This is a genomic window from Kribbella sp. NBC_00482 (genome assembly GCF_036013725.1).
Classification (GTDB): domain Bacteria; phylum Actinomycetota; class Actinomycetes; order Propionibacteriales; family Kribbellaceae; genus Kribbella.
Map to the genome: position 1 here is coordinate 5,362,810 of NZ_CP107881.1, position 11,360 is coordinate 5,374,169.

General features: G+C 68.2%; 11 protein-coding genes. 7 read left to right on the plus strand and 4 right to left on the minus strand.

Annotation, left to right across the window (positions count from 1 at the left end; all coding sequences use genetic code 11):
* Nucleotide 1 precedes the first annotated feature (1 nt).
* A complete protein-coding gene (locus OHB24_RS26235) occupies nucleotides 2-1,120 on the plus strand; it encodes a hypothetical protein (RefSeq protein WP_327633502.1) in 1,119 nt (372 codons plus the stop codon).
* Here the strand turns inward: OHB24_RS26235 and OHB24_RS26240 are convergent.
* Nucleotides 1,113-1,613, minus strand: a complete 501-nt coding sequence (locus OHB24_RS26240) for a mycothiol transferase (protein ID WP_327633503.1) — start codon at nucleotides 1,611-1,613, stop codon at nucleotides 1,113-1,115. The genes OHB24_RS26235 and OHB24_RS26240 overlap by 8 nt on opposite strands.
* Nucleotides 1,614-1,662: 49 nt before the next feature.
* On the opposite strand from OHB24_RS26240, the gene OHB24_RS26245 reads away from it, so the two are divergent.
* Nucleotides 1,663-2,691: an aldo/keto reductase gene (locus tag OHB24_RS26245; protein ID WP_327633504.1), complete on the plus strand. Its 1,029-nt coding sequence runs from the start codon at nucleotides 1,663-1,665 to the stop codon at nucleotides 2,689-2,691.
* Between the two features lie 4 nt (nucleotides 2,692-2,695).
* Complete coding sequence (locus OHB24_RS26250) at nucleotides 2,696-3,421, plus strand: DUF5995 family protein (RefSeq protein WP_327633505.1); 726 nt, start codon at nucleotides 2,696-2,698, stop codon at nucleotides 3,419-3,421.
* On the opposite strand, the gene OHB24_RS26255 is transcribed toward OHB24_RS26250, so the two are convergent.
* On the minus strand, nucleotides 3,418-4,122 hold the full coding sequence (locus OHB24_RS26255) for a M50 family metallopeptidase (protein ID WP_327633506.1): 705 nt from the start codon (nucleotides 4,120-4,122) through the stop codon (nucleotides 3,418-3,420). The genes OHB24_RS26250 and OHB24_RS26255 overlap by 4 nt on opposite strands.
* A 28-nt stretch (nucleotides 4,123-4,150) precedes the next feature.
* Complete coding sequence (locus tag OHB24_RS26260; protein WP_327633507.1) at nucleotides 4,151-5,329, minus strand: hypothetical protein; 1,179 nt, start codon at nucleotides 5,327-5,329, stop codon at nucleotides 4,151-4,153.
* A gap of 133 nt (nucleotides 5,330-5,462) precedes the next feature.
* Here OHB24_RS26260 and OHB24_RS26265 point away from each other — a divergent pair, with 133 nt between their 5' ends.
* The 3 genes from OHB24_RS26265 to OHB24_RS26275 are packed head-to-tail and all read left to right on the plus strand — an operon-like array spanning nucleotide 5,463 to nucleotide 9,133.
* Entirely contained in the window at nucleotides 5,463-7,526 is a 2,064-nt protein-coding gene (locus tag OHB24_RS26265) for a S41 family peptidase (protein WP_327633508.1), read from the plus strand.
* A gap of 3 nt (nucleotides 7,527-7,529) precedes the next feature.
* Nucleotides 7,530-8,744, plus strand: a complete 1,215-nt coding sequence (locus tag OHB24_RS26270; protein WP_327633509.1) for an aconitase X catalytic domain-containing protein — start codon at nucleotides 7,530-7,532, stop codon at nucleotides 8,742-8,744.
* The gene (locus OHB24_RS26275) at nucleotides 8,741-9,133 is read left to right on the plus strand and encodes an aconitase X swivel domain-containing protein (RefSeq protein WP_327633510.1); all 393 of its coding nucleotides are present in this window, start codon (nucleotides 8,741-8,743) and stop codon (nucleotides 9,131-9,133) included. The genes OHB24_RS26270 and OHB24_RS26275 overlap by 4 nt, the downstream gene beginning before the upstream one ends.
* Here the strand turns inward: OHB24_RS26275 and OHB24_RS26280 are convergent.
* A complete protein-coding gene (locus OHB24_RS26280) occupies nucleotides 9,123-10,295 on the minus strand; it encodes an MFS transporter (protein ID WP_327633511.1) in 1,173 nt (390 codons plus the stop codon). The genes OHB24_RS26275 and OHB24_RS26280 overlap by 11 nt on opposite strands.
* Nucleotides 10,296-10,526: 231 nt before the next feature.
* On the opposite strand from OHB24_RS26280, the gene OHB24_RS26285 reads away from it, so the two are divergent.
* Nucleotides 10,527-11,354, plus strand: a complete 828-nt coding sequence (locus tag OHB24_RS26285) for a phosphatase PAP2 family protein (protein ID WP_327633512.1) — start codon at nucleotides 10,527-10,529, stop codon at nucleotides 11,352-11,354.
* Nucleotides 11,355-11,360: the final 6 nt, after the last annotated feature.

The following is an 11,360-nucleotide window of genomic DNA, read 5'->3' on the forward strand; positions in this document are numbered from 1 at the left end:
CGTGCGGCGCCTCGCTGCGGTCGCGATCCTGGTGCTCGCGACCCTCACCGCCTGCAGTGACGACAACAAGCCGCAACTGCTCGACGACTGGACGCAGGTCGACGTCAGCCCGGCCGAGCCGGTCACCCTGAGCGCCTACGACAACCAGCTCCTGGTCGGCCTGCGCCACCGCGGCGCCAAGGTCGTCCCGGAGCTCCAACTCCTCGACAGCACGGGCAAGCGCACACCGATCACAGTGAAGCCCAACCCGGCCAGCCCGTACGCCTTCGAGGCGATCTGGTACTCGATCGCGTACGACGGCAAACAACTCCTCGCGCTCGGCGGAGCATCCGGCGGCGCGCACTCCAACACCCGCTGGACGGTCTGGACCGGCACGCCGCAGACCGGACTCGTCGAGCAGCCGCAGAACTTCTGGACCTTCGGCGGCCAGACCGCGGGCGACCTGTTCAGCGCGGTCCGCACTCCGAGCGGCGGCGCGCTCCTCGGCAGCTGGGGCGGCGTCCAGACCGGCAACGACGCAATGGTGTGGCTGCCGCAGAGCGACGGCAAATGGGTCAGGCAGGACCCGACGAAGACCCCACTGCAAAGTACGCCGTCCCTGCTGGTCGGGCCCGGCTTCGGTACGACGCTCGGCGACCGCATCGTCCTCGTCGGCTCGCAGGTCCGGCTCGCGCCGAATACCGTCGCGCAGGAGGCCGCTGTCTGGCGATCCACCAAGCTCAACCAGGGCTGGACCCGGATCGTGCTGCCTGATCCGGGCAGCCGTAGTCAGGCGAACACCGCGACCTGCGCGAAGGACTGCGTGATCTCCGGGTACGTCGACGGTCAGCTCGCGATCTGGCAGCTCGACGCCTCAGGTACGGCGAAGCGCCTCCAGGGTGTGCCGTCGATCCCGGTGGGGGACAAGGACAAGCTGCCGCCGCCGATCATCGACGGCGACAAGGTCGTCCAAGTCATTGCCCAAGACAACAAGGTGAAGGTGCTCACCGGTCAGGACGGCCACTGGACCGTCAAGGACACAGTAGGACCGGAGGGCAAGGTGACCGACGCCGTACTGATGCCGGATCGCAAGCTCTACCTGATCGCCGGCACCTCGCTCTGGTACACCACGCTCAGCTGAGCAGACCCTTCACGTACGCCGCCTGGCCCGAGTGCTGCGCGCAGTCGTCGATGACGCTGACGAGTCGCACTCCGAGCGTGACCGGCGGGTTCCACCGACGGTCGACGATCCGGTCGAGGTCGTCGTCGGTCACGGTGCGCAGGAACTCCGCGGTCCGGGCGTGTACGGCGTCGTAGTACCCGAGCAGCTGATCCGCCGAGAGCTTCACGAGCCCGACCTGGTCGGACGTGTGGGCATACCCGGTGTCGGCCGCGTCGAGCGGCAGTCCGAGCCGCTCGAACCACCCGTCGGCGGTGTAGACCTGTTCGTACCCACCCGCGTCCGCGAGGTGATCGTCCTGCACGCGGGTCAGGTGCCAGACCAGCCAGGCGATCGAGTTCGCCGTGTCACCCGGGCGCGTCGCGAGCGTCTTGTCGTCGAGCCCGGTGACGACGTCGTGCAGCACCTCCTGAACCCGGCTGTGCGCGTCGAGGAGCAGTTCACTTGTCTTCATACCCGCCACCGTAGTCTTCGCTTCAGACAGTTCGATGAGAGGAGCAATCGTGGAATATCGCACTCTCGGCGCGAGCGGCGCCGTTGTCTCGACGTACGCGATCGGCACGATGACGTTCGGCAACGAGACCGACGAGGCCGGGTCGCACGCGCAGCTCGACCGGTACGTCGAGGCGGGCGGCAACTTCGTCGACACCGCGGACGTGTACACGGCCGGGGTGTCCGAGGAGATCGTCGGGCGCTGGCTGGCGAAGAAGAACGGCACCGACATCGTCCTCGCGACGAAGGGCCGGTTCCCGACCGGTGACGGGCCGAACGACGTCGGTACGTCGCGCCGGCACCTCCGCAAGGCGCTGGAGGCGTCGCTGCAGAGACTGGGCGTGGACCACATCGACCTCTACCAGTTGCACGCGTGGGACCCGGTCACGCCGCTCGAGGAGACGCTCAGCTTCCTCGAGGACGCCGTACGTGCCGGAAAGATTTCGTACGGCGGCCTGTCGAACTTCACCGGCTGGCAGTTGCAGAAGGCGTGTGACCTGATCGCGTACCGCGGGTGGTCGCCGCTCGTCACGCTGCAGCCGCAGTACAACCTGCTGGTCCGTGAGATCGAGTGGGAGATCGTCCCGGCCGCACAGGAGAACGGGCTGGGCCTGCTGCCGTGGTCGCCGCTCGGTGGCGGCTGGCTGACCGGCAAGTACTCGTTCGACGAGGAGCCGGAGGGTGCGACGCGGCTCGGCGAGAACCCGGACCGCGGCGTCGAGTCCTGGTACCGCCGCAGCCGCAACCAGCGCGTCCGCGACGTGGTCGACGCGCTCCGCGAGATCGCCGAGGCGCGCGGGATCTCGATGGCACAGGTCGCCCTCGCCTGGCTGGTCGACCGGCCTGCGATCACGTCGGTAATCCTCGGCGCGCGCACGCTCGAACAGCTCGACGACAACCTCGCCGCGGCCGACCTGCACCTCACCCCGGAGGAAACCGCCAAACTCGACGAGGCCAGCGACCCAGGCGCAGCGGACTACCCGTACGGCGGCCCGGGCGTGGCCCAGCGCGACCGCCCGATCAGCGGAGGACGTGCCTGATCCGATGACCGATCCTGGTCCAATTGCGGACGTGGTGGCGCAGATGCGGCTGCGGGTTGACGAGCTACCGGCGGAGCTTGCTCATCGGCGGTTCTTCCTGGAGACGTATCTGCGCACCACACAGGCTGTGGGGCGGGCGATCGAGCAGGGGCGGTTCGAGGATCCGGCGTGGGTCGAGGTCTGGGACGTGCGGTTCGCGGACCTCTATCTGGAGGCTCACGACGGTACGTCGGTGGCGCGGCCATGGCGGCTGGCTTTCGAGGCACCGGCGAAGCTGCCTGCGTTGGCGCATGTCCTGCTCGGCATCAACGCGCACGTGAACTACGACCTGCCGCAGGCGCTGCTCGCGGTGATCAGCGACGACGACTTCCTCGACCCGCAGGTGATGGATCGACGCCGGCGCGATCACGAACGGATCGACGGTGTGCTGGCGGAACGGGTCGCGGCGGAAGATGGTGAGCTCGCCGCGACCGGTGCGCGCAGCCTGGTTGATCGGGTCCTCACGCCCCTCAACCGGCTGGCGTCGCAGCGCTTTCTGCGTGAGTCCCGGCAGAAGGTCTGGCACAACACAGTCGAGCTGCAGCAGGCGCGCGTACAAGGCAGCTATGAGAAGCGGCTGGGTGAGCTAGAGGTGCTGAGTGCGGCGAAGGTGGCTGATCTGCTCAGGCCAGGACAGGTGTTGCTGCGGCTCGCGGTGACCGGCTTCGGCGTCACCCTGCCACCTCCCTAGCTCGGGAGTACGCCGGACCAGAGCACGCCCAGCGCCAGGCAAGCCAGCGTGACCAGCCCGAACACACCGACCCACATCAGCGCCGGTACGCCGGTGAGGCGCCGGAGCTGATCTGCGTCGGAGCTGCGCCCCTGACCGTGCCGCCGCGAGCGCTGCAGCTCCAGCACGGCGCGGGGCGCAGCCAGCAGCAGGAACCACGTGAGTAGGTGCGCGAAGGTGGACTGCACCGCGGGAGAGCCCCACCACGTCACGCTGAACACCAAGGCGCCGAACACCAGCACCGACCACAGCCCGAACAGGTTGCGGATCTGGAGCAGCAAAATCACCAGCGCCGCCAGCAGTCCCCACAGCAGCGCAACGGCGTACCCGCGGCTGAGAACGAACGCGGCAGCCAGGCCGAACAGTGCGGGACCGGGGTAGCCGGCCAGCAGTACGGCGATCATTCCGCCGCCGGTCGGCTTGCCGCGCGAGACCGTGACGCCGGACGTGTCCGAGTGCAGCCGGATCCCGGACAGCTTGCGCCCGACCAGCGCGGCGATCAGCCCGTGCGCGCCCTCGTGCGCGATCGTCACCACCTGCCGCGTGTGCTTCCAGATCGGCCGCCAGGCGATCAGCAGCAGCGCGGCCACTCCCGTACCGATGACCAATTGGAGCGACGGCTCCGGCTGAACCGACGTGATGTTGTCCCAGAACTCCTTCACCCGCCCATCCTTACAGGCGAGTGGTCAACTACTGGGGGAAGGGGATGTGGACGGTGACACGTTCGCGGAGTTGTTCGCTGATCAGCCACAGTTCACCGGTCGCGGGCCAGTACGACAGGTTCTCGGTGTTCTTCGGCGCTTTGGTCCAGACCGTTGTCGACTCACCGCCGACGCCCCGATGCAGGCAGCTCGGGTAGTCGATCCCGTCACCGATGTTCCCGGCGTACTCCGGACACACGCCGGTGATCACGAAGCTGTTGTTGTACGACGTCGCGCCCTGCATACCCCACACCGGCGAGTCGAACGCCTCGACCGCGTGCACGACCCCGTCGGCGCCCGCACGGAGCAGCCCGGTCGACTCGTCGAGCGGCCAGCGGACGATCCGCCCGCCGCCCTTCGTCGTGTGCTCCACCGCCACGAACGATCCCGTCCCGCCGTGGTCGATCCCGAGCGACGCGAAGCACGGCTTGGTCCCGGTCGTGTTCGCGCAACCGCCACCGGCGTACCAGTAGGCACCGATCTGCGGCAGCGCGAACGCGTGCCACAACGCGTGATACTTGCCATCAGCCCCTAATCCGACCTCGCCGGTGCTCGTGTCCGTACGCCAGAGGTGCCGCAGGTCGAACACCTGCAGGACCGATCCGCCGGTCGCGACCACCAGCATGTTCCCCGACCAGAACAACCCGTGCCCGTGCCCGGCGACCGCCTGGAAGTTCCCGTCCGCGGTTGGCTCGACCAACAGCACATGCCGGTATTTGTTAGTCGCCACGTCCAGGAACGACACCCGGATCGCCGTGTCGCCGCTGTTGTGCCAGCTCGCGACCACGACCCGACGCGCACCACCGGCCGGCTGCGCATCGCCGGAACCGCTGACGCCCTGCGGGATCCAGACGTTCTCGTCGTCGTCCTCGCCGTCCTGCCAGCAGAATCCTTGCGGATTGAGCGAGGCGTTCAGGTACGTCTCGTGGCACAGCGGCCGCCCGGTCCGGTTCGATGCGGCGAGCACCTCGGTGACGCCGACGGGCGCGAGCGGCGGCTTGGTCTCCAGTTGCGCGACGCGGGCGCCGTACGTCGCGAACGTGTCACCTGACACGAGCTGGAAGCCGCTCGCGTCGATGCGTGGGAAGGTTGCCGCCGCCTGCGCGGGCGTCGGGACGAGCACGCCGATCAGGAGGGCGGCCGTCAAGAACAAACGGCTGATCCGCATGCTTTCGATAATGATTGACAAGGTGGTGAGATGTCCTGGTGGAACGGCGTGGCGGGCCGTTGACATCGCCTGGTGCGCGGACGACGGTGGAGGAATCGTGGCCCGGGGAGGGGCCCGCCGTATTGGGGGGACGATGTCTCAACCACGCACGACCAAACGCCCAGCAAACAAGACAGCAACCAAGAAGACAGCAGCCAAGAAGACAGCAGCCAAGAAGACCACAGCCAAGAAGGCCACGGCGAAGAGAACGGCGGCCAGCAAGACGACCTCGCGTCGGCCGGCAGTGCGGGAAACAGTTGGCACGGACGCAGCGGCCGCTGTGCCGTTGCCGGACTTCCTGGACGCGGCCGGCACGCTGACGCTCGACCAGCGGAAACTCCTGGTGGATCAGGCGCTTCTACTGCTCAACGAGAACTACGTGCACCTGCCGCTGAAGGTCGCGATGCACGCCGTCAACCCGTTGCAGCGGCTGCGCGTGATGCGCGCGCGGATGGAGCGTTTGACGACGAAGACGATGGAGGACGAGTGGCTGTTCCATCGCGAGATGTCGAGCATCTTCCACTCGGTCCGCGACCTGCACACCAACTACCTGCTGCCGGTGCCGTTCGCCGGGAAGATCGCGTTCCTGCCGTTCATGATCGAGAAGTGCTACGACGCGGACGACTCTGAGCACTACCTGATCACCCGCACCGTCACCGGCTACCAGGCGCCGCAGTTCGGTCCCGGCGCGGAGGTGACGCACTGGAACGGTACGCCGATCGCCCGCGCGGTCGCGCTCAACGGCGCCGTGTTCGCCGGAAGCAACGCCGCCGCCAACCTGGCCCGCGGCCTGGAGTCGCTGACCCTGCGCCCGCTCGTCATCCAGGCCCCGCCGGACGAGGCCTGGGTGACCCTGTCGTACGTCGGCCTCGACGGCTCGGACCAGGAACTGCGCGAGCAGTGGAAGGTCACCACGAACCTCCCGCCGATGACGGACCTGGACGCAATCAGCGCGGCGTCCGCGCTGATGGGGCTCGATCTGGACTCCGATGAGAAGGCGCGCGCGAAGAAGAAGCTGTACGTTCGCGATGTCGTCAGACTGGAACGCGGCCAGAGTTCGGCCGAGCTGGCTGCCCCGGCCGCGGTCGCCGGGTCGGACCTGCCGACCACGATGCCCGGGGTGTTCCGGGCCCGTGAGGTCGTGACGCCGTCCGGGACCTTCGGGCAACTACGGATCTTCACGTTCAGCGTGCCGGACCCGGTCGCGTTCCGGGACGAGTTCGTCCGGCTGGCCGCGTTGCTGCCGCAGAACGGCCTGATCGTGGACGTCCGGGACAACGGCGGCGGGCACATCTACGCGAGCGAGTTCACCTTGCAGACGATGACGCCGCGGCGGGTCGCGCCGGAGCCGGTGCAGTTCATCAGTTCGCCGCTCAACCTGCGGATCTGCCGCCGGCACCAGGCCAACCCGGCCGGGATCGATCTCGGTCCGTGGTTCGACTCGCTGGACCTGGCGATCGAGACCGGGGCGCAGTACTCGGCGGCGAAACCGATCACGCCCGAGGACGGTGCGAACGACATCGGCCAGACGTACCACGGGCCCGTCGTGCTGATCACCGACGCCCGGGTCTACTCGGCGACCGACATCTTCGCCGCGGGGTTCGCCGACCACGAGATCGGCACGATCCTCGGCGTCGACGACAACACCGGCGCGGGCGGCGCGAACGTCTGGACGCACGGTCTGCTCGCGGCGCTGCTGAACGAACCGCCGCCACCCGACGAGACCTCGCCGTACGTCGCGCTGCCGAACGGTGCGAACCTGCGGGTCGCGATCCGGCGCACGCTGCGGGTCGGAAAGCTCGCCGGTACGCCGGTCGAGGACCTCGGCGTCAAGCCGGACCAGACCCACCGGATGACCAGGGACGACCTGCTCGAGGGCAACGTCGACCTGCTGAACAAGGCCGGTGCGCTGCTCGCCGCGCTCCCGGTCCGCCGGCTCGATCTGAAGACCTCGTTCACCGGGACGACGCTCACTGTCGCGATAGATGCCCAGGGCATCGATCGGGTCGACCTCTACGTCGACGGCCGCCCGATCAGCTCCGAGGACTACACCGCCCCGCTGAACATCGACATCCTGGAGGTGAACGCCGGCCAGCTCCTCCGCGCGGACGGGTACGACGGCGGCGAGCTCGTCGCCTCCCGCCGGGTTACCGTCTGAGGTATGCCGACCCTGCACCTGACCGCCGACGAGGAAGCGATGCTCGGCGGTCGGGACGGGGACGGTGTGGCGCTCGCGATGCGGGTGATCGTCGGCCAGGCGCGGATCTCGGATGCCCCGCGGCTGGTCGAGATCACGTCGGCGCACGTCGACTCGTGCCTGTACCACGGTCAGGTCAGCCTCGATTTCGCGCACCGCCTCGTCGACCTCGGCGCCCGGGTACGCGTGCCGACGACGCTGAACGTGGGCTCGACGGACCTCGTCCATCCGGACCTCGTCCGGGATCACGACCTCGCGGCGGCGGGGCGGGAGCTGATGGCGGCGTACGTCGACCTCGGTTGTACGCCGACGTTCACCTGCGCGCCGTACCAGCTCCCGAATCCCCCCGCGCTCGGCGAGCACGTCGCGTGGGCGGAGTCGAACGCGATCGTGTTCGCGAACTCGGTGCTCGGCGCGCGCACGGATCGGTACGGCGACTTCCTCGACGTCTGCGCGGCGATCACCGGCCGAGCGCCGTACGCCGGATTGCAGACTCCCGAGGCGCGGCGAGGGACCGTTGTGTTCGACTGCCGCCCGCTGGGTGACTTCTCCGACTTGACGTATCCGTTGCTCGGGCACCACATCGGATCGGTGGTCGGGGCCGAAATCCCTGTCCTGCTTGGGATTCCGGCTGACGCGGCTGAGGACGACTTGAAGGCATTCGGCGCGGCGGCCGCCTCGGCAGGCTGTGTCGCTTTGTTCCACGCGGTCGGGGTTACCCCGGAGGCACCGACATCACTTGACGGTCTTCCGGTGCGAGTGGTCGACCCCGACACACTGCAGCGTGTCCGACGCGAGTTGTCGGCGATCGCGTCCGAGTTGGACGCGGTGAGCATCGGTACGCCGCACGCGTCGTACGCCGAGTGTGTCCGGCTGGCCGAGCTAGTGGTGGGACCGCCCCTGAAGTTGCCGTTCTACTTGTCGACGGCTCGCGCGACCCGGGAGCGCCTGAAGGAGAACGGCGTACTGCAGGTGCTGGAGGCCGCAGGCGTCACGGTCATCGTGGACACGTGCACGTACGTCACGGCGATCCTGTCGCCCGCCTGGAAGTACGTGATGACGAACTCGGGCAAGTGGGCGCACTACGCACCCGGCAACATCAACGTCTCCGCGATCCTCGGCTCGCTCACCGAATGCGTCGCCTCGGCCCGCGCCGGCCACGTGGTGCTCGACGCATGATCATCCACGGCAGAACACTCCACCCCGGCACCGCGACGGGTACGCCGATCCGCCTCACCGCGCCGCTGTCCTTCTGGGGCGGCACCGACAGCGAGGGCCGGATCGTCGACGCGCATCACCCGCAGTGCGGCGAGGTCCTCACCGGCCGCATCCTCCTGATGGAATCCGGCCGCGGCTCCAGCTCCGCCTCCAGCGTCCTCGCCGAACAGATCCGCGCCCGCACCGCCCCCGCGGCCATCATCCTGTCCCGCCCTGACTCGATCATCCCGCTCGGCGCCCTCATCGCCGCCGAGCTCTACAACCTCAACCTCCCGGTCGTCGTCGCGTCGTACGACGCGATCCCCGCCGACGCCCTGGTGCAGGTCACCGACGGCACGATCACCTGGTGACTGGCCGGCGCATCAGTACGGCGGTTGCCGCAAACAGGACCGCGCACGCGGTGAGCGCGAGCGGGAGTGTGGTGAGTCGGGCGATCGCTGAGATCGTGACGCCGCAGACGATTTCGCCCAGGTACTCCAGTTGTGCGAGGAACGAATGCGTCGTCGCGCGGATGTCGGCGGTCGTGCGGGCGTTGACCCAGATCGTGCTGATCACCCGGGTGAGCGGCGTGACGATGCCGTTCAGCAGGACGACGGCGATCGCGCCGACGATCGGATCGCGGGCGAACGCGAGCAGCAGCATCGCCAGCACGCCGACGAGGGCGGCCAGCGCGTAGTCGGTCGCGACGTGTGCGCCGTTGATCCGCTTCGTGACGAGCCGGAGTACGACGGTGCCGACGACGAGACCGGTGACGCCGAGGGCCGTGAACCAGACGATCGGGTCCGGCGTGCTCGGCAGGCCCAGGTCGAGAAGTTGCTTCTGGGTAAGGCGTCCGGCGGCATCCGAGGCGCCGTTCACGAGGAAGGTCGCGGCGAAGATCAGCAGGATCGCGCGGCTGCGTCGTACCAGCGTGAAGCCGCGACGAAACGTCTGCCAGGACGCGGACCAGCGGGCGGTCCGGGTCGGGACGAAGTTGTGTTCGGTGAAGCGGAAGGCGACGTACAGCCCGAGGGCCGCCATCGCGGCGCCGGCGATCACGATGGTGAGGTCGCGCCGGGTGACCCAGGCGAGGAGCCCGAGGAGGACGAGACCGGTCGCAGCGCCGGTCAGTTGCGCGCGGGCGGCGCGCGCGAGGACAAGGTTGATGTCTAGAGACTCGAGTTCGTCGGTGATCAGCGCGACGTCGGATCCGCTCGCGAAGGTCCACGAGATACCCCACAGGACCTGCGTGGCGAGCAGCGCGGGGAACGACTCGAACAGTCCGGTCGCGAGCATCGCCGTACCCATCAGCACCTGGGAGATGACCAGCGACCACTTGCGGCTGATCGTGTCGGCGATGACACCGGCCGGCACTTCGAAGACGAGCGCGAACGCACTCTGCACGGAACCGATCAGCACGAGCTGGGCGGGGGAGAGCCCGGCGTCGACGACCAGATAGACGCTGGTGACGAGCCACCAGCCGTTGTGCAGCACTGCTCGCAGCCACGTCCATCGGATGAAGACCGTCACCATGCGAGCACTCTCCCGAGGCCGTAGCCCTGCGTCGACCGATTTAGCCGGGGCCTTCACCCTGCCCCGATGTGAGTTGCTTCATATTGTTCGCAACTATCAGCATGTTGCGATAATTTGAAAGAGTGCCAGGGATCACAAGGGAAAACGAATGACCGTTCTTGATCTGAGGGCGGCCCGAGGCGCAGGGTGGAATTTCAGAGAACGAGCGTTCGGTTTGATGTGGGGGTCGGCATGGCGCAGGTGACTCTGGAGCGGGTAGGGCAGCCGAGTCTGCCGGAGCTGGGGCGGCATCGCGGCGGGATCGGGCGGATCGTCAAGGAGATCGCGCTGCTCGCCGTACTGTTCGGGGTCTACAACCTCGGCCGCTTCTTGTCCGCTGAGCACGCGGGCTCGGCGTTCAGGCACGCGGACGAGCTGATCCGCTGGGAGGCCTGGCTCGGGCTGCCGAGCGAGGCGTCGATCCAGCATCACGCGCTGAAGATCGACGGCCTCGCCCAGCTCGCCAACGTGTTCTACGCGAGCGTGCACTTCCCGCTGACCGCGGTGGTGCTGCTCTGGTTGCTGATCCGCCGCCCGGCCGAGTACGGGAAGGCGCGCTGGGCGCTCGCGTCACTGACCGGGCTGGCGTTGATCGGGCACATGTTCTTCCCGCTCGCCCCGCCGCGGATGATGCCGGGCTGGGTGGACACGGGAGTGCTGCTCGGTCAGTCGGTCTACGGACCGAGCACGCACTCCGGGGTCGCGAACCAGTTCGCCGCGATGCCGAGTCTGCACGTCGGCTGGGCGTTCATGGTCGCAGTGTTCCTGATCCGGGCTACCCGGTCACGCTGGCGCTGGCTGTGGATCGCACATCCGTTGCTCACGTTCACGGTCGTCGTGGTCACCGCGAACCACTACTGGCTGGACGGGTTGGTCGCGATCGCGCTCGCCGTACCGCTGCTCCTGATCTTCGACAGCTCCTCGTCGGCGCGGACCAGGAACGGCGCGCGGTCCAGAACCGAGCGTGCCGTCGCCGCGCCGATGTCGAACCAGAGCCCGATCAGCTCGAGCCGGCCCTGATCCTCG